We start from the raw sequence: 25185 nt of genomic DNA on the forward strand, positions 1-25185 counted from the left end.
ATACGCAAAGATTGTGCCACTGGCTAAGTCCTTGATTCGGGAATCCGGGAGTGTCCGGCGGACGGTGTCCGCACCGTCCGAAGCGGTGTCCGCACGCAGTGGCGGACAGTATGTACATATGAGATTCGGCTTGACCTTCAAGCGCGCATACTCGATCATCGCGCTAGCCGGCGATGCCGTATCGCCCGCAGCAGCTTTCCCCCGCAGTACACACCAATACCGGAGACGAAAACACATGAAACGACTGATCCTGGCCACGATGCTGGCCGCCGGCATGGCCGGCGCGGCCCACGCCGATGACGCCCTCAAGGCGGCCATCGCCAACAAGGACCGCACTCCTGCCAACGTCGCGCGCGACGGCGCCCGTCATCCATACGAAACGCTGGCTTTCTTCGGCATCAAGCCGACCATGACCGTGGTCGAGCTGTCGCCGGGCGGCGGCTGGTACACCGAGATCCTGGCGCCCTACCTGCGCGAGAAGGGCAAACTGATCGCCGCCGGCGAATCGCCGACCTCGGCCAAGGAAGGCGCGCGCAAGTACGCCGCCAACCTGACCAAGAAGTTGGAATCGAATCCGGCCATGTTCGACAAGGTCCAGCGCGGCGTGTTTGAAGTACCGACCACGTACGACTTCGCCAAGCCGGGCAGCGTGGACATGGTGGTCACCTTCCGCAATATCCACAACTGGACCGGCAATGGCGACGACAAGGTCAAGGAAGTGTTCAAGAAGGTGTACGACAGCCTGAAACCGGGCGGCGTGTTCGGCGTGGTCGATCACCGCGCGCCGGCCGGCAAGGCGGTCGACGGCAGCAACGGCTATCTGCAGGAAGCGTACGTGATCAAGATGGTCGAAAGCGCCGGCTTCAAGCTGGCCGCCAAGTCGGAAGTCAATGCCAATCCGAAGGACAAGGCCGACCACAATAATGGCGTATGGGCGCTGCCGCCGGTACTGGCCAACAAGGATGTCGACCGCGAGAAGTACCTGGCGATCGGCGAGAGCGACCGCATGACGCTCAAGTTCGTCAAGCCTTGACAGGTAACGACGGCTCCGCAAGGGGCCGTTTTTTTGTCTGCCGCTTCGCCTCCTGGGCGCTGGAGCGGCGCGCCATGCGCGTGTATGATTGACGCTCATCGCTCCCTCCCCCAACAAGAAATTACCCAATGAACATATCGCGTATCGCCGTTGCCGCTGCACTTGCCGCGGCAAGCCTGCTGGCCCATGCCGCCCAAGACGCCACCAGCACCGCGTCGCCGGCCGCGCCGGTGGCCGCCATTCCCGCCAATCTGGAAAACTCGGTCGTCAAGGTGTTTGCCACGCTGCGCCGTCCCGACCCGTACAAGCCGTGGACCAAGGCCTCGCCGCTCGAGGTGACCGGCTCCGGCGTCGTCATCGACGGCAAGCGCATTCTGACCAACGCCCATGTGGTCGGCTATGCCAGCCAGGTCCAGGTGCAGGCCAGCCAGGCCGGCGGCAAGGTGTCGGCCACGGTGGTGGCGGTCGCGCGCGGGATCGACCTGGCCATCCTCAAGCTCGACGACGAATCGTTCTTCGACACCCACGCGCCGGTCGCGCGCGCCAGCGTGCTGCCGGAGGTGCGCGACCAGGTATTCGCCTACGGCTACCCGACCGGCGGCACCTCGCTGTCGATCACCAAGGGCATCATCTCGCGCATCGAATTCGCCAACTACAGCATGGGCACCACCGGCCTGCGCATCCAGGTAGATGCCGCCATCAACCCTGGCAACAGCGGCGGCCCGGCCATCGCCAACGACAAGATGGTGGGCCTGGCCTTCGGCGGCGCCGCCAACACGCAGAACATCGGCTACATCATCCCGAACGAGGAAGTGGACCTGTTCCTGCGCGATGTCGCCGACGGCAAGTATGAAGGCAAGCCATCGCTGACGGACGAAGTGCAGACCCTGGAAAACCCGGTCCTGCGCGAATTCCTCAAGCTCGGCAAGGACGTCTCCGGCGCCGTGGTGCAGCGCCCCAACCAGAACGACGCCGCCTATCCGCTCAAGGAATGGGACGTAATTACCCATATCGGCGATACGCCGATCGACAACCAGGGCATGGTCAAGCTGGGCACCAATCTGCGCGTGCGCTTCCAGTACCGCGTGCAGCAGGTGACGAACGATGGCGCGGTGCCGCTGACGATTGTCCGCGCCGGCAAGAGCATGAACGTCAAGGTGCCGGCGGTGGGCGGGCGCAAGCTGCTCATTCCTGACCTGAACAACGGCTACCCGTCGTACTTCATCTACGGGCCGATCGTGTTCTCGCGCGCCAGCACCGACTTCCTGGCCTTCCTCAACTCGAACGTTACCAACATGGCGGCGGCCAGCTACATGGCCAACCCGCTGGTGACGCGCCGCGGCGACCCGCCAACGCCGGAGCGCCAGGAACTGGTCGTGGTCAGTTCGCCCTTCTTCCCGCATAAATCGGTGGCCGGCTACTCCAACCGTTTCGGCTCGGTGATCTACTCTGTCAACAAGGTCCCCGTGCGCAGCCTGGCCCACATGGTGCAACTGCTGCGCGACTCCAAGGATGAGCTGATCGTGCTGCACTTCGACCAGCGCGGCGGCGAAACCATCGTCGTGCGGCGCAAGGACATGATCGACGCCACCGAAGGCATCCTGTCCGATAACGGCATCCGCCTGCAGGGCAGCCAGGACATGATGGATGTCTGGAACCGCAAGTAAATCGTCGTTCATCAGCCGCTGAGCGGGATGCATTGCAAATGATAATGATTCTTGTTATCATTTGACACCCGCCAGCAAGTGTTCCTTCCCGACGCATCCGCGTCGCCAGGTCCGAGAGCCAGCCTGATACTCTCCGACCTGGACCACCATGACCACTCCGACCCCGATGCCGGCACGCGCTTGTGCGCGCCGGCCCGCTTCTGCACCACTGCGCCGTGTTCTCGGCACCACCCTCAATGCCACGCTGCTGGCCGTGATCGGCACCAGCGCGGCCCATGCGCAAAGCCTGCGTGCGCCGCAGCAGTTGTCCGGCATCGTCGTCACCCAAGTGCGCGAGAAGACGCCCGATGCGCTGCAAGGCAGCGTGGTCGTCATCAGCGCCGAGGAACTGGCGCGCCGTAACGCTGGCGACATGAGCGCCATCGCGCGCTACGAGCCGCTGGTCGGCGTGCCGGCGGCGTTCAGCGGCAGCGGCAGCGTGTGGGATGGGGCGGGCAACACCGGCTTCAATATCCGCGGCGTCGAAGGCAACCGGGTCAGCCTGGACATCGACGGCATCGCCCTGCCCGACGCCGCGCCCAAGCCGGACGGCACCACCATGAACGCCTTCGGCATCGGGCGCGACTACTTCGACCCGGCCCTGTTCCGCGAAGTGCGGATCGGCTCCGGCACGGGCGCGGCGGCGGCCGGCACGCCCGGCCTGGCCGGCAGCGTCGCCTTTGTCACCAAGTCGCCAGGCGACTATCTGAGCGACGACAAGCGCAGCTACCTGGCGTATGCGCTCGGCTACAGCGATGCCAACAAGAGCCGTTCGCACAGCCTGGCCGGTGCGGCACGCATGGGCGCACTCGATGCGCTGGCGGTGGCCGTGCACCGCAGCGGCAAGGAAACCGGCAACAAGGGCAGCGTGCCGGCCAATCCGGACGACTGGGACTCGAACGCACTGCTGGCCAAATTCCAGTGGACCCCGATGCAAGGCCAGCGCATCGGCCTGACCCTGGACGGCTATGAACGCGACAATGCGCGCAGCTACGTCAACAAGACCGGCGGCCTGTACCCGAATGGCGTGCTGCAGGATTCGCGCACCAAACGCACCCGCGTCAGCCTCGAACACCGCATGACCGGCGCCACCCACGGCCTGTTCGACACGCTGGAGAGCCGCGTGTATGTGCAGGACGCCAGCGTCGACGACCGCACCCGCGCACGCTACATCACCGGCAACCAGCCCTACCTGCGCAACATCGACACCGGCTACTTCAACAAGAGCGCCGGCGCGGGGGCCGACGCCACCCTGAAGCTGGGCCAGTCGCTCAGCCTGGCCTACGGGGCCGCCTACGAGCAGTCCGAAACGCGTCGTCCGTGGCTGGAAGACCGCACCGTCATCGCCAGCGGCGCGCACCAGGTCATGATGAAGAACCGCATGGCCGACATGGACAGCGATAAGGCCAGCGCCTACCTGCGCGGCGAATTCGGCTTTGCGCTGGGCGGCTACGCGGCCACGCTCACGCCGGGCCTGCGCGTGGAATACCGCAAGCTCACACCCAAGAACCTGGCCGGCTACCTGATCGCGGTTCCCGCTGCTGCCGGTGAAATCAAGACCGAGAGCGACGCCTACGCCACTCCGAGCCTGAACCTGGCCGTCGCCCTGGCGCCCGATCTGTCGGTGTATGCGCACCTCAATCGCGGCGCGCGCCTGCCCACGGCGGCCGAACGCACCGGTACCTACGACTCGTTCAGCTACACCGGATCGGGCGTCGGCTACGCTGTGCTGGGCAACCCCAACCTGAAGAAGGAAACCAGCCAGGCCTTCGAAGCGGGCCTGAAAAGCAGCCCGGGCAAGGGCATGCAGATCAGCGCATCGGTATTCCGCACCCAGTACAAGAATTTCATCGACTACGTGGCGCAGGCACCGGACCCGGTCAATTACCCGACCATCACGCGCGGCCTGTACCGACCGCAGAACAATGGCAGCGCGCGTACCTGGGGTGGCGAAGCCTCGCTGCGCGCGGAACTGGGCACGTGGTCGGCGCCGCTGGCCGGCTACAGCATCGCCGCGGCGGCCGGCGTCTCGCGCGGCAAGGCGCGCGACAACAGCACCGGCACGGAAGGCGAACTGGCCTCCACCCTGCCGCGCAAGGCCAGCGCCACTTTCGCCTACGATGCGCCGAACGATGCATACGGCGTTTCGCTGAGCGCCGTCGCCACCGCCGGCAAGCAGCCGGCGCCGGATACCGTCGGCGACGTCAGCACGCGGCGCTTGCGCATCGGTGGCGCCACCGTGGCCGATCTTGCCGCGTACTGGAACATCGGCAAGCACGTCAAGCTCCATGTCGGCATCTACAACCTGGGCGACAAGCGCTACTGGGATTACGCGACCTCGCGCTCGCTGGCCGCCGGCGTCGACGCCGCCACGCTAGCCGACATCGAACGCCAGGCGCGCCCCGGCCGCAACGCGGCGGCCATGCTGACGTTCCAGTATTAACCCCTTTTTTTCACCACCCCGGAGACTCCATGAAACGCCTACGCACCCTTCCGCTGGCCATTGCCGGCGCCCTGCTTGTCCTGGCGGGCCACGCCGGCGCCGCCCCCCTGTCCGAGCGCTGGAGCGCGCTGCGCGCCGAACAGCCCAAGGTGATGATTCGCGACGCCGCGCGCACGCTCGGCGTATCGGAAGCCGAACTGCTTGCAACCGGCATCGGCAGCACCGTCACCCGCCTGCGCAGCGACGGCAACGATCCGCGCGAGATCATGCGCCGTGCGCTCGACCTGGGCACCGTGCTGGCACTGACGCGCAACGAGAATGGGGTGATCGAACGCACCGGCGTGGCCACCAAGGTCAAGCCGCAACCGGACGACGACAAGGAAGCGAAGGAAGCGGTGAAGGACGAAGAACGCGAAGCGCGCCAGCGCAACATCGCCGGCGGCTACCTCGGTGGCGAGATCGACCTGCGCTTCACGTTCTCGAAGTGGAAGCACGCCTTCGCAGTGGCGCAGCCGGACGCCGACGGCGTGGTCAAACGCAGCCTCCAGTTCTTCGACGAGAGCGGCGCCGCGATCCACAAGATTTATCCGAAAGACGCCGCCGGCGTGGCGGTCTTCGACAAGCTGGTGGCCGACTTCCGCCACCCGGAGCAGAACGCGGCATTGAAGGTGGCGGCGCGCGCGCCCAAGGCCGCCGAACTGGCCGACAGCAAGGTCGATGTGAAGGAATTCCAGCAGGCCTGGAACGAGATGAGCGACGTGCACCAGTTCAACCGCCTGCTGACCGAGTTCAAGATCACGCGCGAACAGGCGATGCGCCTGGCGCCGGCCGGCATGGTGCAGCGCCTCAAACCCGAAGCGGTGCGCACCCTGCTCGATGAAGCGGCCAAACAGCAGCTGCCGATCATGTCATTCCTGGGCAACGGCGCGCTGATCCAGATCTTCAGCGGCAAGATCACCAAGACGGCGGCGAGCCCGGGCTGGTACAACGTGCTCGATCCGGCCTTCAACCTGCACCTGCGCGAGAGCGCCTTCAAGAGCGGCTGGGTGGTGCGGCGCGCCGGCGTCACCTCGGTCGAGTTCTACGACAGCGAGGGCGAACAGGTGGTGAGCTTCTTCGGTGTGCGCGAACGCGGCCAACCGCAGCCGAAAAGCTGGGTTGACCTGACCGCCGCGCTGCCGAAAGGCTAAGCGGAGATTACTTTGCTTCCTTCGCGTCCTTCTTCTTCGCGGGCGTGAACAGCAGGTCTGCGAAGTCGTAGCTGAAATCGGTCTCGGTCGACAGCGGCGCCATCTTCATGCGCTCGATGCTGCCGTCCGGGTTCAGCGAAAACGTCACGTAGGCGTCGGCGTTGAAATTGCGCTCCTTCCAGCGCACGATGAAGGTATCGTGCTGGAAGTGCTCCAGTTCCCCGGTCAGGTCGGGCGTGCGGGTAAAGCTCATCACGCGCTTGCCGCCCACCGGCTTGATGGTCACCGCGCCGTACCAGGCGTCGTTGTACTCGCCATCGTAGGATGCCATCGGCAGCGATGGGCGCGAGGCGGCGGCCCGGGTGGCGCCGGCGGTCTTCTGCTTGGCCAGGTCCTTGTTGCGCGCCTCGGTTTCCACATCGCTGATCAACTTGATCCAGTCGCTCGGCGCCGCGTCGAGATAATGATCGAGCAGGCGGTATTGCAGGGAGCTCAGCGCTCCGCCGCTTTCGGCATTGGTAAAGATCGCGATGCCCAGCTTCGCTTCCGGCACCATCACCACGCGCGAATAAAAACCCTGCAGCGCGCCGCCGTGCAAGGCCAGCTTGCGGCCCTTGTAGTCGCGCAGCTGGAAGCCCAGGCCATAGGCGAAGAAATTCGGCCTGGTCGCCGCCAGCGCCGGTTTCGGTTCGCTGATTTTCATCGGCGTTTGCGCGGTCCACATCTCGCGGCTTTGCGCCTCGCTGAACAGGCGCGCGTCCTTGCCCTGCGCGTCTTTCGGCGCACCGGCGATGACGCCGCCGTCGAGCAGCACCATCATCCAGCGCGCGATATCCTCGGCGTTGGTGTTGATGCCGACCGCGCCGACAGCGTTCGGCACCGGCAGCGCGCGCACCGCTGCGGCCTTGCCGTTGATTTTGCTGTGCGGCGCCGAGACATTGGGATTGCCCACATTCTCGGCCAGGCTGGTGGTGGTCGTATTCATCCCGAGCGGCTTGAGGATACGCTCGCGCACCGCGTCGCCCCAAGGCTTGCCAGCCTTTTGCGCGATGATCTTGCCGGCCACGATATACAGCAGATTGTCGTAGGCGTAGCTGTTGCGAAAACTCGTCGCCGGGCGCACGTAGCGCAGCTGCGCGATGATTTCATCGGTCGTGAAATTCGTGGTCGGCCACCACAGCAGGTCGCCGGCCCCCAGTCCCAGGCCGCTGCGGTGCACCAGCAGATCGCGCACCGTCATCTCGTGGGTGACGTAGGCGTCGTACATCTGGAAGTCCGGCAGGTGTTTGGTGACCTTGTCGTCCCATTCCAGCTTGCCCTCGTCGACCAGCATTGCCAGCGCGGCGGCGGTAAACGCCTTGGAATTCGACGCCACCTCGAAGATAGTCTTGCCGTCGACCGGCGCCGGCTCGCCCAGCTTGCGCACGCCGAAGCCGCGCGTGACGACTACCTTGCCATCCTTGACGATGGCAATGGCGATGCCGGGAACATCGAAGGTCTTCATCACGCTGGTGACGTCGGCCTCCAGGTCGTAGGCGCGTGCCGGCGCACTGGCGCTGACCGGGGTGGCGGGCGCCTGGGCGACGGCCGCGAAGCTGGTGAATGCGAGCAGGATCGCTGCCGCGATACGGTTCATATGGAGCACGTGTCGGTCCTTTTATTTGCCAGCCATTTTTTTATCGACGCTGGTCTGGGTGGCCGGGTGATAGCGTTCGCGCGCCTTCTTGTAGACCGACTCCGCGAAGACCTTGTCGGCCGGCTTGGCGCGCAGTGCGGCGTACAGCGGCAGCACGAACTTCTGGCGGCCGACGCTCATGAGAAAAGCTTCGAGCGGTGCGCGCACCTCGCTGTAACCGGCGTTGATGGCGGCGCGGTAGAAGCGGAAAGCGACTTCGTTATTGGTGCTCTTGGCCAGGCCGAAGGTCTGGTCGAGTTCCTTGAGCTGGGCGGCGGTCGCCTTGTTGTCGATATCGTTCAGGAACTTCATCCACTCGGTGGCATTCCATTTTTTGGTATCGAGCTTCGCGGTGGGGGTGGCGCCCGACAGCCAGCTGGCGCGGGTCGCGTCGAGCGCGGCCAGGCGGGTCGAGACCACGCGTTTCGCGCCGGCCGGGATGCCGGCGCCGTGCAGCCACTCTTCCAGTTCGGCCTCGCTCAGCACCTTCGGATGCTGCGCCAGCAGGTTCTTGCGCAGGTAATCGACGAACTGCCCGGTGGTCACGCTCTGGAACGCATGCTGGTCGAACCAGCCGCGCAGGAAGGGATCGAACACCGCACGGCCGGCGCGCTGCTCCAGGGTGCGCAGGAACCACGCGCCTTTCGGGTAAGCCAGGCCTTCATCGGTGTAGTTGGCCGACGAGGTGTCCGGATCCTTGGTCAGCAAGGCCTGCTTGGCGGCCGGGATCGTGGCCAGCGAAGCGATGGCTTCTTCCTGCTCCAGCTGCAGGTTCATGTCCGCCACTTCGGGGCCGTACAGCGACTCCAGGATGCGGGTGGTGACGTAGGTGGTGAAGCCCTCGTTGAGCCACCAGTGCTTCCACGACGCGTTGGTGACCAGGTTGCCCGACCAGCTGTGCGCCAGTTCATGCGCGATCAGGTCCACCAGGCTGCGGTCGCCCGCGATCATGGTCGGCGTGAGGAAAGTCAGGCGCGGGTTTTCCATGCCGCCGATGGGGAACGATGGCGGCAGCACCAGCATGTCGTAACGCCCCCAGCGATAAGGACCGAACAGGGATTCGGCAGCGGCGACCATTTTTTCGGTATCGACGAATTCATAGGCAGCCGCGCCGATGCGCTTTGGCTCGGCGTAGACGCCGGTGCGCGAACCGAGTGCGCGCACGTCGATCTCGCCGATGCCGATGGCCAGCAGGTAGGAGGGAATCGGCTGCGGCATCTTGAAGTCCCAGCCGCCCTTGCCGGTGGCATTGAGATCGTTATCGGCGCTCATGACCACGCGCAGGTCCTTGGGCGCTTCGATGTGCGCGCTGTAGGTAAAGCGCACGGCCGGCGTATCCTGCAGCGGCACCCAGGAACGCGCCTCGATGGTTTGGGACTGGCTGAACATGAACGGGCGCTTGCCCGACATGGTCTGCACCGGCGCGAGCCACTGCAGCGCGGTCGACTTCGGGGAGGTGTGGTAATAGATGCGCACCTTCTGCGGCTGCGCCGGCAGCGCGGCCAGGTCGATGTGCATGGCCTGGCCTTTTTCAGCATCCGCCTTGTCGAGCGTGTGGCGCACGGTGACCCATTTGCCGTCGGCGACCTGCGCCTGCACCTTCGAGATGGTCAGCGCGCGCGTGTCGAGATCGAGGATGCGGGCCGACTTATCGAGCCAGTTGAGCGTCAGTTCGGCGTGCCCGGACAAGGTCTTCTTCGCGAAATCGGCCTTCAGGTCCATGTGTACGGCGCTGGTTTTTACCTGGTCGTAGCGCGCGTAGCTGAGAGGGTCGAGGGCGTACGCGTGGGCGCTCAATTGGGCGAACAGGGCGCAGGCGGCGGCGCGCAGGAGGGTCGATGTCTTCATGGTCTTTCCGGGTTCGGTGGCGTGTGAATTGGCGCAGGCAGAATAGCACTTCCGCTGGCCGGACGAAAGCGCGCAGGCGCGTATTGACGGCGCGCTGGCGCGCGCAGCCACAGCGGCGGCTCTGCTATGATCCGCGCTTTCCGCATCGGATCGCACAGTATGGACGCCTTTCTCGTCTCAACGGGCATCGTCGCCCTCGCCGAAATCGGCGACAAGACGCAGTTGCTGGCGTTTCTGCTGGCGGCCAAATTCCGGCGGCCGGTGCCGATCGTGCTGGGGATTTTGGTGGCGACCATCGCCAACCATGCGTTTGCGGCGGCGGTGGGGGCCTCGATCAGCGCTCTGCTGGGACCGGATGTGATGCGCTGGGTGCTGGGGGTGTCGTTCCTGGCGATGGCCGCGTGGACCATGGTGCCGGACCAGCTCGATGACGACGACCAGCCGGGCATGGGGCGTTACGGGGTTTTCCTGACCACCCTGATTGCCTTCTTCCTGGCCGAGATGGGCGACAAGACCCAGATCGCCACGGTGGCGCTGGCGGCGCGTTACGACTCGATGCTGGCGGTGGTGGCCGGCACCACCTTCGGGATGATGCTGGCGAACGTGCCGGCGGTGTATTTCGGCGAGCGGATTGCCAACAAAGTACCGTTGAAACTGGTGCACGGCATCGCCGCCGCCATTTTTGCCGTGCTCGGCGTCGCCGCCCTCCTCGGCGCCGGCGCCCGCTTCGGCTTTTAGTCCTAAGACAGCCCCACAATTCCCACAACCGGGGTCAGAGCTCTAAAGTGAAACATTACAAAACCGGCGGCCGGGCGCGCCGGCGACAGTCTGCAGTCGTGCAGTTTTGATGACGATTGTTCCAGTGCTGTTATCAAGACGACGTTTTGTTGTAAAAACGGCGCCCGTCGAACCGGGTTTGCCCCCCCGCTCGCCGGCCGCCGTTTTTACAACAAAAAAAGTTGCGAGTCAGAGCTCTGACCCCGGTTAGGAAATTGTTGCGTTTAGTTATTGGGCCGTGAGGGTCACGTCGTCGATGAGGAAGGCGGTGGGGACCATCGAGCCTTCCACGCCTTCAAAGTAGATCCGCACCGTCTGCCCTTTGTAGGCCGACAGGTCGAACGTCTTTTGCACGTAGCTGCTACCCTTGTTCAGGTTGGAGTACGTGGCCAAGGTCGCCAGCACCGCATTGCTGCCGCTGCGTACCTGTACCTTGAGCTTGTCGTAGGCATTCGTGGTCGTCGTTTCGCTCGATACCACTTTCAGCCAGAACGCCAGGTTCGCACTCGTCGCCGTCGATGGGATCGTCACCTGCTGGTACACGCTGTCGGTATTGGCCGAGCCCGCGCCATTGAGCGCAGCCTTCCAGCTACCGCCATGCGCCGCCTGCCCCGACGAGGTAATCACGCCGCTGGTGGCCACCCACGCACTCGCTCCCGACTCGAAGCCACTATTTAATAGCAGTTGCTGCGCCGCGCCGGCATTGCTCACGCTGAAACTGAGCGGCGCCGAGACCGCGCTGTTGAGCGCCACATCGAAGGCCTTGGCCGTCAACTGGTGGCTGCCGTTGCTCAGGGTCGCCGAGTTCAGGCTGAGCGAATACGGTGACGTCGTATCCGTTCCCTTGAGAACGTTGTCGACATAGAACTCGACCCGGTTGATGCCACCATTGTCGCTCGCCGTCGCCGCCAGGCCGATGGTGCCGCTGCTGCCGCTCGCGCTGGCACTGACCACCGGCGGCGTAGTGTCGCCACCGCTGGCGTTATTCACGCTGAACGTCACCGCGGCCGAGGTACCGGCATTGCCGGCGGCATCGTAAGCCTTGGCCACCAGGCTGTGGCTGCCATTGCTCAGGGTGGTCGAGTCGATCGTGGCACTGAACGGCGCCGCGCCGCTGGTCGCCTTGAGCTGGCTGTCGACGTAGAACTCGACCCGGGTCACGCCCACGTCGTCGCTGGCATTGGCGCTGACGCTGATGATGCCGCTGCCACCGGATTCGCCCGCCGTCACGCGCGGGGCCGTGGTGTCGCCGCCGCCATCGGTCTGGGTCACCCAGATCGGTGCCGACCACAAGATCTTGCCGTCGTCCTGGGTCAGCTTGGCATAGTAAAAATGCTCGCCAACGGACGGGGTGACGGTGGTGTTCGCGGTACCGGACAGCTGGCTGACCGTGCCCTTGCGCCCCGGTACGCCTTCGACGATGGACACCGTCGATACCGTCTTGCCGCTGGTGCTGGCGAAGTTGGCGATCAGGTTGAGCGGGCCGCTGTTGCTGAAACGCTCGCCCATGACGCGGCCGTTGGCAGTGAGCACCAGTTGCGAGCTCTTGTCCATCGTGGCGAACACGCGGCGCGCCTTGAGTGCCTCGATGAAACTGGCTTGCGTCAGCGGCGTGCCGTTGGGAATCAGTACGCCAGTGCGGTTGGTGTAGGAAGCGCCCCAGTTGGCGCAGTGATTATCCTGGTTGGTGGCAAACGCAACGTGAAAGCCTGCTTCGAGTGCCTTGTTGCAAGCGCCTTCAAAGCTGCTGCGGCCGGTTTCCGTTTCGGTGGTGTTGTTCGAGAACGCCGCAGTGTTGAGCACTTCGCACAGCGCCATGGCCTGGTCGCCGTCGGCGGTGTAGCCGAGCGGCACGCCACCGACCAGGAATTGCCCGCTCGACGATGGATGGTTGAACTGGCCGACCCAGCCGCGCTGGCGCATCAGGGTGTACAGGCCGCTGTAGTCGCCCTTGGGCGTGAGCGTGTCGCCGATCACCTGGCCGCTGCTGTTGAGCTCCCACTCCAGCAGTTCCGGCGTGTTGAAGATGTTCAAGTGGCCGCCGTTGTTGATGACGCCCCATTCGAGACCGTACACGCCCAGGAAGTCGGGGTTGGCGGCATTGAAGTCGGCAGCCGCAGTCAGGCCCGACTTGAACAGGGCCTTGGCGGTGGCCGGGCTGGCCGAGGTGTCGGTGCCGTCCGAGCCGTCGTACATGTGGTTGTGCTCGGACGTCATGAGGATGTCCAGGCCCTTGTTGCGGGCGTAGGCGTAGGCCTCGGCCGGGCCGTGGGCGGCGCTTTGCGGCGCCTGGGCACCGGAGCAGCTGCCGAGCGTGCCACCACCATCGCTGTGGTTGGTCTGGCTGTGCAGATTGGCGAAGTAAATGGTGTACGGCAGCGCGCCCGGCGCCGGCGCGGCCATTTGCACCGAGGACAGCTCGCCTGACCTTCTGTCGGCCTTGCTGTCGGCGCGGCTCTCAACCCGGCTCTCGGCCTTGTTGGTCTGCAGGGCGCGGAAGGCGGGCATGGCCGGCTTGGCGGTCTTGCCCAGCGCCAGGTCCCAGCTTTGCTCGACCAGCTCGCCGGCACCGGCCGCCAGCAGGCGGTCGACCGATTCTTCCGACAGATCCGGCTCGCGGCCGCGCTCGGCGGCATCGTTGGAGACGGCCTGCATGCGCACCTGGTAGACCCCGTCGGCCAAGCCGGCCCGGCCGGCCCAGCGCACCTTGACCTCGACCGGTTTCTGGAACATGCGCTGCACGCCATGCCAGCGCTGGACCACCTGGCCGGACGGGCTGACCAGCTCCACCTTCCAGCTCACTTCCTGCAAGCGCTCGACGTGCGGATACTCGAAGGCCAGGGTAAACACGCGCGCCTGGGTCGAGCTGGCATACGGCACATGCAGGGTCGCTTCAAACTCCTGGTGGTCCGCTTCGGATGCCATGACGGCGTGGCTGGCGGAAAGCGCCAGGGCGATGGCGAGCGGGCGAAACAGCTTGAATGTCGTGAGGTGGCGCATGGGAATCCCGTTTACGTTGATAGTTACAGACAAATGAAGTCTCGCAACTATGCATGACGTAAACATGACAGAGTATTTACATTTTGAAATAATTTATTTGCAGAAGTGGTATTTTGTTACGTGAATCAACACGTATTTTTCCTACAGTCAATACACCGTAAGCGTCCTTAGCAGGGAGAATGGGATTTGTTGCCGTGGAGCAGCGCGGCGCGCCTGTGGAAAACTAAATTAAACATTTGTTGTATGAAACACGAAAATGTCTAATTTAGGACAAAAATCCCGCGCGGGGCCGGAGCCGCGCGCGGGAATCGGCGCTGTTCAAGCCGGGGCTGACGACTGGCGGCGCACCCGCAGTTCCACCTTGTGCGGGCGGCCGTCATCGACCATCTGGATCACGTTCATCGGCTGCGGCACGCTATCGACCGTCATCGCATCGGCGTCGGCGGCCTGCACCGAAATCGCATACACCGTCTCGCGATAGCGGTACTGCAGCTTGAAGCCCGGCCAGTCGGCCGGCAGGTGCGGGGTCATGGTCAGCTTGTCGCCGGCCAGGCTCACGCCCAGCAGCGACTCGACGATCAGGCGATACATCCAGCCCGACGAACCGGTGTACCAGCTCCAGCCGCCCCGGCCGATGTGCGGCGCGACCGCGTACACGTCGGCGGCCACCACATACGGCTCGACCTTGTACAGGGCCGCGCTTTCCGGAGTACTGCCATGCTGCACCGGATTGATCATGCGCAGCAGCTCCCAGGCGCGCTCGGTATCGCCCATCTTGGCGAACGCCATCGCGGTCCAGATCGCGGCGTGCGTGTACTGCCCGCCGTTCTCGCGCACCCCCGGCACATAGCCGCGGATGTAGCCCGGATTGAGCACGCCATCGTCGAACGGCGGATCGAGCAGCTGCACCAGGCCATAGTCGCGCCGCACCAGGCGCTCGTCGACCGCTTTCATGGCCGACGCCGTGCGCTGCGGATTGGCCGCGCCCGAAATCACGCCCCAGCTCTGCGAGATCGAATCGATCTGGCATTCGTCGTTGGTGTGCGATCCCAGTGGCGTGCCATCGTCGAAATAGGCGCGGCGGTACCACTGGCCGTCCCAGGCATGCGCTTCCACGTTGGCCGCCAGCGTGGCCGCCTCGCGCTTGCAGGTTTCCGCAAACGCGGGGTCGCCGTACACCACCGCCACTTCGGCGAAGCGTTGCAGCACTTCGTACAGGAAGAAGGCCAGCCACACGCTCTCGCCCTTGCCTTCGTTGCCGACCCGGTCCATGCCGTCGTTCCAGTCGCAGGTGCCGATCAGCGGCAAGCCATGTTCGCCGAAGCGCAGGCCGCGCTTGATGGCGCGCACGCAGTGCTCGTACAGGTCGCCGGTCTGGCTGGAACGCCCGGGCATGTCGTAGTAGGACTCTTCCTCGGGCTTGAGCATGCGCCCTTCCAGGAACGGTGCCGGCTCGGTCAGCACGCTGCGGTCGCCCGTGCCGATGACGTAGCGGTGCGCCGCCAGCGGCAGCCACAGATAGTCGTCCGAACAATGGGTGCGCACGCCGCGGTCCGATGGCGGATGCCACCAGTGCTGCACGTCGCCTTCCACGAACTGGTGGGCCGCGCACATCAGCAGGTGCTCGCGCAGCAGGTGCGGCTCGGTGTGGATCATCGACATGGCATCTTGCAGCTGGTCGCGGAAGCCAAAGGCGCCGCCGGACTGGTAGTAGCCGCTGCGCGCCCACAGGCGGCAGGCGATGGTCTGGTACATCAGCCAGCCGTTGGCGATCACGTCGAGCGACGGATCGGGGGTTTGCACCTGGATCGCACCGAGCGTGTGGTCCCAGTGCTTGCGCACCATCGCCAGCGACGCCGCCGCGGCCACGCTGCCGCTGTATTTCTGAACCAGGCCGCTGGCGTCCGCATTGCGGCGGCCACCCACGCCCAGCATGAACACCAGTTCACGTTCCTGGCCCGGCTGCAGTTCCACCATCACCTGCAGCGCGGCGCACGGATCGAGCGCGGCGCCGATCTTGCCGGACAGACGCGCGCGTCCCATCGCCGCCGGACTGGCCAGCGTGCGGTTGCGGCCGATGAATTCATTGCGGTCGGCGGTAAACGTTTTCTGCTGCGCGTCGACGTGGAAGAATCCCACGCGGCCGGTGAACTCGGTGTTGTAGGCGTTGCGCGCGAAGATCGCGCCACTCATCGGGTCCTGCTCGGTGGTGACGTGCATGGCCGACTTGGCGCGCAGGTCGCCCAGCACCCACTCCACGTAGCCGGTGGCCGACAGGCGGCGCGGCACGGTGCTGTCGTTGCGGATCTTGATGACCGAGTACTTGATCGAGGCATCTAACGCCACGAAAGTGGACAGTTCGGTGTGAATGCCCTCTTCGCTGTGCTCGAACACGCTGTAGCCGAAGCCGTGGCGCGTGATGTACTCACCGGCCGCGCGCACCGGCAGCGCGGTCGGCGACCAGAAGCGGCCGGTCTGCTCGTCGCGGATGTAGAACGACTCGCCGCTGCTGTCCGACACCGGGTCGTTGGCCCATGGCGTGAGCCGGAACTCGTGCGCGTTTTCGCTCCAGGTGTAAGCCTGGCCGCTCTCCGACACCACGCTGCCGAAGTTCGGGTTGGCCAGCACGTTGGACCACGGCGCCGGCGTGCGGTTCTGGCCATCGGTGCGGATAACGTATTCGGTGCCGTCCGCGCTGAAGCCTCCCAGCCCGTTGTGCAGGATCAGGTCGCGCGCTTCAACAGGAATTCCGGCGCCTGGCTGATATTCCTCGGCGCGCGCTTCGACCACCAGCGGCGGCAGTTTCGGCGCCACCGGAACGGCGCGCTTGACCTGGTCGGCCAGGGTGCCGCGGCTGTCGGAAATGATGGCGCGCGCCACCGATTGCATCAGCACCCGGTCTTCCTGCGCGATCTGGTCGAGCAGGCGCACGAAGATGCCGCCCGGACGGTCGATCGCTTGCGCGTCGATGCCGGAGGCGATCAGGCCCATGATCTGGTCGTGCAGCAGCTGGCGGTAACCCGACTGGTCTTCGTACCAGATGACCAGGTCGACCACCAGGCCCTTGAGGCGCCAGTAGGCGTGCGCCTGCACCATCTGGCGCGCCAGGTCGATGTTGGCCGGGTCCTTGATCTGCATCAGCACGATCGGCAGGTCGCCCGAAATCGCATACGCCCACAGCCCGGACTGGCCGCGCTGGTTGCGAATCAAGATGCCGGCGTCGGCCCGCAGCGAGGCATTCGGGTAGATCACGGTGCTGGCCAGGCGGCTGTAGAGCTGCGCGTCCGATTCGGTGGCGTTCAGCTGGCGCAGCACGACCTGGCTGTGGGTCCATGCCAGTTCGAATACACGGTCGGCCAGGTGGCGGTCCTGGTATTTGTCGATCAGGTGCACGGCCTGCTCGCGCGTGTCGGTCATGCCGGTGACGACATCGAGCACCACCACCTGGTCTGGTTCGAGGGTGACCTTGTAGCGGATTGCGACCACCGGATCGAGCACCGAGCCTTCGCTGCCGCCCAGCGGCTGCGGTTCGAGCATGGCGCGCGGGGCGACCGTGCTGTTGGCGCGGCCGAGGAATTCGCTGCGGCTCGTTTCGTACGAGACGTCCACCAGCAAGCCGTCGTGCACCGTCATCAGGTTCAGCATCCATGGCATCTGCTCGTCCTTGGCGCGCGGACGGCGCGTGCACAGGATGGCATTTTCGTTGCGCAGGATTTCGGTCTGCACGAACAGTTTGCTGAACGCCGGGTGCGCATTGTCGGCAGCGGCCGGCGCCATCACCACTTCGGCGTAGCTGGTGAACTCGATGGTGCGCTTGACGTTCGATTTGTTGGTGATGCGGGTGCGCCGCAGTTCGATGTCGTCTTCCGGCGACACCACGATTTCGGTGTACAGGTCCAGGCCCCGGTCGTGGCGGCGGAATTCGGCGCGCCCTTCCGAGAAGATGACTTCATACGACTTCGGTTCGACCAGCGTTGGCTGGAAGGCGGTCGACCAGAAATGGCCGCTGTCGACGTCGCGCACGTAGCAGAAGTTACCCCAGTTGTCGGAGGTGCCATCTTCGCGCCAGCGTGTCACGGCCAGGTCTTTCCAGCGGCTGTAGCTGCCGCCGGCGCTGGTGACCATCACGTGGTAGCGTCCATTCGAGAGCAACTGCACTTCCGGCTGCACCGTGGTGGTCTGGGTGATGATGCGGGTGGCGGCGGTCGACACTTCCTGCGCCGGGGCGCGCATGACCGCCAGTTCGGCGGTGTTGGAGTAAAACGCGCCGGCGCGCGGCACGCGTTCCTGGAGCACCAGCAAGGTGGCCTGGAACAGCGGGTCGGACTCGAAGCGGCGCTGCATCGGACGGTCGTGCAGCAGGTAGCTCAAGGCCAGGAAGCCCATGCCCTGGTGGTGCGCCATGAAGGAGCGGATCACGGCAAAGGTCTGGCCGCGCGGCAGGCGCGCAGCGGTGTAGTCGATCGCTTCGTAGAAGCCATGCTTGCCCATGAAGCCCAGGTCGGCCATGCGCTGCAGGTTTTCCACGGCGGCGTCCGGGCTTACCATCAAACCCATCATGGTGGCGTACGGAGCGATCACCAGGTCGTCGGCCAGGCCGCGTTTCAGGCCCGTGCCCGGCACGCCGAAGGCGCGGTACTGGTAATTGAGGCTGGCGTCGACGGTGTTGTAGCCGGATTCGGAAATCCCCCACGGCACGTCGCGCTGCTTGCCGTACTCGATCTGCGCGTTGACGACCGAGTGATAGGTCTGGTCGAGCAGCGTGTTCTGGTAGGTCGGCATGACCAGCAGCGGCATCAGGTACTCGAACATCGAGCCGCTCCACGACAGCAGCAGCTGCTCGTTGCCGATGATGCACAGCTGGCGTCCCAGCGCGAACCAGTGCTCTTGCGGGAACTGGCCCTGCGCGATGCCGACGAAGCTGCACAGGCGCACTTCCGACGCCAGCAAGTCGTAGCAGGCCGCGTCCAGGCGGCGGTCGGACACGTTGTAGCCGATCGCCAGCAGGTTGGTGGTGGTGTTGTACATGAAGCGGAAGTCCATGTTCGCGAACTCGCGCGCCTCGGCCGCCATGCGGTTGATGTCTTCGATGCGCTGGGCGGCGCGGGTGCTGCCCTGGGCCACCAGGTCGGTCAGGGTTTGCTGGCGTTCGCGCTCGCTCGGGGCGAGGTCGGTGCTGGCACTGCCGGTGAGGGCGAAGTTGGCCAGTTCGCGCAGGGTCGGAATGCGCGTCAGGCTGGTGTCGACCACGTACTCCTGGGCCGCGCGCATCCACGGCGCCAGTTGCAGCAGTTCGTCGCGCGCGCCGTGGCACTGCTCGGCGAGCTTGTCGGCCCAGCCTTGCAGGTTCGGTTCGCCCACCGGATGCATGGCGGCCAGGATCGCGTCGGCGCAGCCGGCCAGGCGCGCCAGTTCGGCGGCCATGCCGGGCAGGCTTTCGGTTTCGCGCACACGGTCGGTCGACAGGTGGCTGCGCATGGTGTCGATGGCGGCCTTGACGGCCGCTCCGGCATCGACGGCGTGTTCCTGCACCACGTTCAGGGTGATGGCAATGCCGGCCAGGGTCTGCTTGCCGACGATGGGCTGGTCGGCCAGCTGGGTCAGGCCCGGCGCCAGCGTGAGCAGGTGGCCGGCCAGGTTGCCGCTGTCGACCGCCGAAATATACATCGGGTGCAGCGGATTCAAGGTCAGCGTGTCGTACCAGTTATAGAAGTGGCCCTGGTGGCGCTCCATGCGCGCCATGGTGTTGAGCGTGTCGCGGGTGCGCTTGAGCAGGCGACCGGTGGTGATGAAGCCGAAGTCCCACGCCGTCAGGTTGGCCAGCAGCGCCATGCCGATATTGGTCGGCGAGGTGCGGTGCGCGACCACCTTGACCGGGTGCTCCTGCATGTTGTCGGGCGCGAGCCAGTTGTCTTCCGCCGTGACGTAGGTCTCGAAGAAGCTCCAGGTCTTGCGGGCCAGCGATTCGAGGAACATGGTCTGCGGCGACGATAGCTCGGTCGCGGCGCGGGCCTGCGGAAGGCTGATCCACCATGCGACCACCGGTGCGAAGAACCACAGCAGCAGCACGGGCGCGGCGATCGGCAGCGCTGCGCGCTGGAAGTAGCCGAGCAGGGCGGCGGTGGCCACGGCCAGCAGCGGCGAGATCCACATGCTCTTCCAGTTGCTCTCCATGTCGGTGCTGGAGCGGTTCAGGCTCGAGGGACGCCATTCCAGCAGGCGGCGGCGCGTGACCAGCATGCGCCACGAGGCGCGCGCGATGGCGTCGAGGCTGAAATACGCTTCGTACGGCAAAAAGGCCAGCTGCAGCGCCGAGTGGCCGAACATCAGGCGCGCGCTCTTGAACGCGGTCGCCAGATGCTGGCGCCACAGGACGTCGTGCGGTTTTTCGATGATGTCGAACATGGCGCTGAAGAAGGTCGGCAGGAAGATCACCGCCAGCACGCCCAGGGTCCAGAACAGCGGCGTTGGCATCAGGGCCCAGCAAAAGACCAGCAAGGCGGTCAGGGTGGGGGCGATCAGGCTGCGGCGCAGGTTGTCGAACAGCTTCCAGCGCGACAGCGCGCTCAAGGGATTCGATTCGCGCTTGCCGTGCGCACTAGGCACGCGCGGCAGCAGCCAGCCGGCCAGCTGCCAGTCGCCACGGATCCAGCGGTGGCGCCGGCTCACGTCGTCGCTGTAGCGCGCCGGGTATTCTTCGTACAGTTGGGCGTCGCTCAGCAAGCCGGCGCGCAGGTAGCAGCCTTCCAGCAAGTCGTGGCTGAGAATCTGGTTGTCGGGCAGGCGCTGGCCCAGCACCGTCTCGAAGGTATCGACATCGTAGATGCCCTTGCCGACGAACGAACCTTCGTAGAACACATCCTGGTACACGTCGGAGACGGTGCGGGTGTACGGGTCGATGCCCGGTTCGCCGCCGCACAGGTGCTCGTAGCGCGAGGCGGTGTCTCCCGGCAAGGCTGCGGCCACGCGCGGTTGCAGGATGCCGTAGCCTTCGACCACGCGTTTGCCAGCCTTGTCGAGCGTCGGGCGGTTCAGCGGGTGCGCCATGGTGGCGATGAACTGGCGCGCGGCGTCGCGCGGCAGCTGGGTGTCGGTGTCGAGCGTGATCACGTAGCGCACGTTGGCCAGGCCGTCGGTGGCACCGGCGACCATGGAGAACTGCTCGCGCGCGCCGCCGCGCAGGAATGCGTTGAGCGCGGCCAGCTTGCCGCGTTTGCGTTCGTAGCCGATCCAGGCGTTTTCGCTGGCGCTCCATACACGCGGGCGGTGCAGCAGCAGGAACGGTTGCAGGTGGCAGCGCGACATGGCCGGCTCGCCGTCGGCGCCGAGGATCTCTTCGTCGACATCGCAGCCGTATTTCTCATTGAGTTCGGCGATGGTGGCGCGGGCTTGCTCGACCAGGTCCTCGTCGCCCGGCATGTGCTGCTTGGGCGCGTCGACGAAATCGGTCAGCAGGCAAAAGCGCAGGTTCGGATCGCGGTTGGCCAGGTAGCGCACTTCCAGCGCTTCGCACAGGGAGGCCACGTTGTCGCGGCTGTACAACAAGGTCGGTACCACCACCATGCTGCGCGCGTCGGTCGAGACGCCCTCTTTGAAGTCCATGCGCGGCAGCGGGTGCGGGCGCGTGAGCTGGGTGGCCATGAAGTTGACCAGCGCCAGCGCCAGTTGGCTCGATCCAAGCAGGGCGAAGACGCCCAGCAGCGCCAGCATCGGCTCGTCGACGCCGTCGGCGCGCGCGTGGATGATGGCGGTGCCGGTAAACAGCAGGGTGAGCACGACGATGCCGCCCAGGTAGGTCGACAGGGGCGCAGCACGCCCGCTTTTATTGAGCGCTTCGAGCGGCGGATTGCGCACGGCGAGGCGCTTTTCGAGCTGCGCCTGGCCGTTGCCGACCAGGTAGTAGCCGATGTGGCGGGTGCGTTCATCGAGTCCGCCGGCGGCCGGCGAGCGGTTCGCCAGCGCCAGTTCGAGCGCGATTTCGGCAACCTGCACCTCGGTGAAGTCGCTACGCCGGGCCAGCTTTTCGATCACGTGGCGATAATTGTCGCGCGTGGAGAAATCCATCTTGCCGTAGGTGCCGGCCGGGTCCAGGCGCAAGGTCTGTTCGACCGCGCTCATGGTCTCGACGAACTCTTGCCAGTCCATGGTGCCGAGGAAGCGCAGGCTGCCGATGCTGTTGCTGATCGAGACCTGGTCGGCGGCCTGCTGGCCGATTTCAGCCTGGATCTGCTGTTCGATGGTCAGGCCGGCGTCGGCCAGGCGCGTGGTCACCCATTGCAGCGCCAGGGTCAGGGCCGGGCTCTGGCCCTGCAGGCGGCGCGCCAGTTCGGCGACAAAGCCGCTGTTCATCGGCTGGCCGGAACGGGCCATGTCGGCCACCAGCAAAATCAGGTCGCTCGGATTCTTTTCGGCCGTCTCGCTCATCTGGTCGGCCCAGGTGTTGGCGCGGTCGCGCTGCACGCGGTTGTCGTACACGCGCGCGGCCACGCGGCGCAGGTTCTCGATCAGCGCGATGCGCAGCATGATCGGGATGGCCCACAGTTCGCCGAGTTTGAGCGTCGCCACTTCCTGGTAGGCGTCGACGAAGCGCGACAGGCTTTCGGGATCGACCCGGCCATCGCCGTGCGAAATGATTTCGAGCGCGATCTGGTACACGCGCGGATTGCCGTCGGCATCTTCGTTGGCCAGGCGCGGCAACTCCTTGGAGTAATTCTTCGGCAAGTGGCGGCGGGCGATGCGGATCTGCTCTTCGACCAGGTAGAAGTTATCGAGCAGCCATTCGGAGGCGGGCGTAATCTGCCGCCCGGCCTTGATCGCCGTCGTCAGTTCCGTGCACGTGTCGGTGATGACCGCCGCGTTGTCGGTCAGGCGCGGCAGCAGGCGGTCGGGGCCGCCGCGCTCGCTGAGCTGGTGGGAGGAGGCAAGATGCTTGCCGTGCATCGCCATTTGGGCGGCACTGAACAATTCCGAGCGCAGGGGAAATTCATCGTCGACGCGTCGTTCGCCGTCAAGGACATTGCGCCAGGCATAGAGCGTGTCCGCTAATTTGGTGTTTTCTTGATTCAACAGAGACCTCGCGTGGGCATAAGTAGCCAACACGCTGCTGGACAGCGAGTTGCGACCGGGTCGTACGGCTGTTGCAATCTTATAACGGTGCTATGGAAATGACTGTGCGCCAGCGAACATTTGAGGGTTGTCAGTCAGAAGCAATCACGGCAGTGTGGCCTCACGCCGCTGGCAACATTGCACTTCGTAGCATGGCACATGATACGAAGCATCAACCGATGAACGACGTCAATGCCGTCAAGCGGCCAGCGGCAAGCTGCCGCCCGCCACGCCGCCCGCCACATGCCAGGCATTGCGGTAGCCCAGACGGTGCAGGCACTGCGCGGCCTTGATGCTGCGTCCGCCGCTGCGGCAAAAGAACACCAGCGGGCGCTCCTCGGCGCGCAGCCAGTCCGACAGGCGGTCGGCCAGGCGCGACAAGGGCACGCTGTGCACCGTGCGGCCGTGCCAGTGGCCAGCGTACGCCGCCGCGTGCTCGTAGGCTTCGCGCACGTCGATCAGCAGCGCGTCGGGATGGTCGTTGAAGAAGCGCTCGAGGCCATGGGCCTCGAGCTGCATCGCCAAGGGGTTGGCGGCCGGGGTGGCGCCGCCGCATTCGGCCGTCAGGGTGGTGCACGGCAGGTTGCCCGCTTCGCAGGCCGGACAGACGATGGCCTGGCGCGACACCAGCTGCGCCAGTTGTTCAATGTCCGCGCCCGGGCCGGTGAAGGCAAAGCGCACGTCGGCGGCGGCCAGGCCGGCGGCCGAGCGCTCGCCGAACAGGTAGCAGGCGCCATCGGCGTGCGCCACGCGCGCCAGCACGCGGGTGCCGAACATCAGGGCACTGGCGACGTCACCGTTTTCGAGCGTGGCCTGGTCGGCCAGCACGGGCCAGCCCAGCGCTTCGTGGCTGATGCCGCCGGCCAGCTGGCCGCCCAGCGCCGCCACCAGGGCTGCGCGCCCGCCACCGGCGCCGCCATGCGTATCGATCACGGCGCGCACCCGGTAGCCCTGGCAGCGCACCTGGTCGGCGATGCGCGCGGCCAGCGCGGCGAGCGGATTGATGATGGCGCAGGTGCGGCTGGCCGCGTCGAGCACCAGCCAGGTACTGGCTCCCTCGAAGCCCAGTTGCACCACGCCGTCGCTGTCGGGCGCGGGCGCCGCCGACGGGATCAGGCAGCTGGCGCGCAAGGCAGCGCCGCAGCGGGCGATGCGCTCGCAGGCGGCGTCGATCAGGGCGTCGTCCGCCATCGGCCCGAACGACATGCGCACCGCCGAAGCGCAGCGCCACGCGTCCAGCTCCATCGCCGCCAGCACGTAGCTGGGGGCGGCCTTGGCCGCCGAACAGGCCGACCCGGCGCTCACGCGCACGCCGGCGGCGTCGAACAGGTCGAGCAATTCCTTGCCGGCCAGGCCGGGCACGGAGAAATTGAGAGTGGTCGGCAAGCTGTGTGCGAACGGCGCATTGAAGACGATGCCCGGCAGCGCCGCGCGCAAGGCGGCGGCCAGCCGCTCGCGCATGTGCACCAGCTGCGCGTGGCTGCGAAAGCTCACGCCATCGTCCAGTGCCGCCAGCACCGCGCCCAGGGCGGCGATGCCGCTCATGTTTTCGGTACCGGAGCGCTGGCCGGCTTCCTGCCCGCCGCCCATCATCAGCGCGGTGTAGGGCGCGCTCTCGCGCACATACAGCATGCCGATGCCCTTGGGCGCGTACAGCTTGTGGCCCGAGAACGGCGCGTAATCGATGCGGGTCGCGGCCAGGTTTAGGGTGAGCTTGCCGAGCGCCTGCACGCTGTCGACCATCCACAGCGCCGTGGGCGCGCACTCGCGCAATACGGCGTCGATGGCGGCCAGGTCCGAAATGACACCGCTTTCATTGTTGGCGGCCATAGTGCAGACAAACGCCGCGCGCGGCGCCAGCTCGCGCAGCACGTCGAGCCGGTGGCGGCCGTCGGCATCGACCGGCAGCGCGCGCAGTTCCAGTCCGGTGCCGAGCAGCGCGTTCCAGTGCGCCAGGCTTTCGGGCACCGCCTTGTGCTCGGTGGCGCCGTACAGCAGCAGGTCGCCGGTCGCTTCGCCCCTGGCGCGGCGCGCGCGCAGCTCGCACAGCGCCGACAGCACGGCGGTCTGGATGCCTTCGGTGGCGCCGCTGGTAAACGTCAGCCTGCCCTGCCCCGCGCCCAGTGCGCGGCGCGCCAGTGCGCGCACGCCGTCGAGCATCGCCTTGGCTTTCAGGCCGGTGGCATGGCTGCTGCTCGGGTTCCCGTAGCAGTCGCGCATGGCCAGGGCGGCGGCGGCGATGGCGGCCGGATGAACGGCCGAGGTGGCATTGGCGTCGAGGTAGATTTCAGTGTGCATGGCAGGTCCGGGCAGCGGCAACAGGAGGGGGAAACGGTAATGTCATTCTTGCGTGATATGTTATCGTCTTAAACGTGAGAAAATATGCCAAAATTTGCTGGCATTCGCGC

At 65.7% G+C, this 25185-nt stretch carries 10 protein-coding genes; 5 read left to right on the top strand and 5 right to left on the bottom strand.

The genetic code is table 11. The annotated features are described in order from the left end of the window. Window positions 1-235: 235 nt before the first annotated feature. From F2P44_RS00380 to F2P44_RS00395, 4 genes are all read left to right on the top strand, one after another. Window positions 236-1033, top strand: a complete 798-nt coding sequence (locus F2P44_RS00380) for a class I SAM-dependent methyltransferase (RefSeq protein WP_167084003.1) — start codon at window positions 236-238, stop codon at window positions 1031-1033. A 128-nt stretch (window positions 1034-1161) separates the two neighbouring features. Continuing rightward, window positions 1162-2700 (top strand): S1C family serine protease, encoded by a 1539-nt coding sequence (locus tag F2P44_RS00385; protein ID WP_167084005.1) that lies wholly within the window; start codon window positions 1162-1164, stop codon window positions 2698-2700. A gap of 148 nt (window positions 2701-2848) precedes the next feature. Continuing rightward, window positions 2849-5182 (top strand): TonB-dependent receptor domain-containing protein, encoded by a 2334-nt coding sequence (locus tag F2P44_RS00390; protein ID WP_167084007.1) that lies wholly within the window; start codon window positions 2849-2851, stop codon window positions 5180-5182. A gap of 29 nt (window positions 5183-5211) precedes the next feature. Next, window positions 5212-6372 (top strand): hemin-degrading factor, encoded by a 1161-nt coding sequence (locus F2P44_RS00395; protein WP_167084009.1) that lies wholly within the window; start codon window positions 5212-5214, stop codon window positions 6370-6372. A 7-nt stretch (window positions 6373-6379) separates the two neighbouring features. Here F2P44_RS00395 and F2P44_RS00400 read toward each other — a convergent pair whose 3' ends face one another. Together F2P44_RS00400 and F2P44_RS00405 are read right to left on the bottom strand one after the other, a co-directional pair. Further along, entirely contained in the window at window positions 6380-8008 is a 1629-nt protein-coding gene (locus F2P44_RS00400; protein ID WP_167084617.1) for a serine hydrolase, read from the bottom strand. A gap of 21 nt (window positions 8009-8029) precedes the next feature. Further along, complete coding sequence (locus F2P44_RS00405) at window positions 8030-9895, bottom strand: M1 family metallopeptidase (protein WP_167084011.1); 1866 nt, start codon at window positions 9893-9895, stop codon at window positions 8030-8032. A 159-nt stretch (window positions 9896-10054) separates the two neighbouring features. Between F2P44_RS00405 and F2P44_RS00410 the strand changes: the two genes are divergently transcribed. Then, window positions 10055-10633 (top strand): TMEM165/GDT1 family protein, encoded by a 579-nt coding sequence (locus tag F2P44_RS00410; protein ID WP_167084013.1) that lies wholly within the window; start codon window positions 10055-10057, stop codon window positions 10631-10633. 267 nt (window positions 10634-10900) lie between these two features. On the opposite strand, the gene F2P44_RS35305 is transcribed toward F2P44_RS00410, so the two are convergent. From F2P44_RS35305 to F2P44_RS00425, 3 genes are all read right to left on the bottom strand, one after another. Further along, the gene (locus F2P44_RS35305) at window positions 10901-13672 is read right to left on the bottom strand and encodes an Ig-like domain-containing protein (RefSeq protein WP_229423309.1); all 2772 of its coding nucleotides are present in this window, start codon (window positions 13670-13672) and stop codon (window positions 10901-10903) included. Between the two features lie 318 nt (window positions 13673-13990). Beyond that, window positions 13991-22738, bottom strand: a complete 8748-nt coding sequence (locus F2P44_RS00420) for a glycoside hydrolase family 94 protein (RefSeq protein WP_370662613.1) — start codon at window positions 22736-22738, stop codon at window positions 13991-13993. Window positions 22739-22975: 237 nt separating this feature from the next. Beyond that, window positions 22976-25075: an aminotransferase class V-fold PLP-dependent enzyme gene (locus F2P44_RS00425; protein ID WP_167084015.1), complete on the bottom strand. Its 2100-nt coding sequence runs from the start codon at window positions 25073-25075 to the stop codon at window positions 22976-22978. Between the last annotated feature and the right edge of the window lie 110 nt (window positions 25076-25185).

Origin of the sequence: Massilia frigida (assembly GCF_011682175.1) — a bacterium.
GTDB lineage: Bacteria > Pseudomonadota > Gammaproteobacteria > Burkholderiales > Burkholderiaceae_D > Telluria_A > Telluria_A frigida.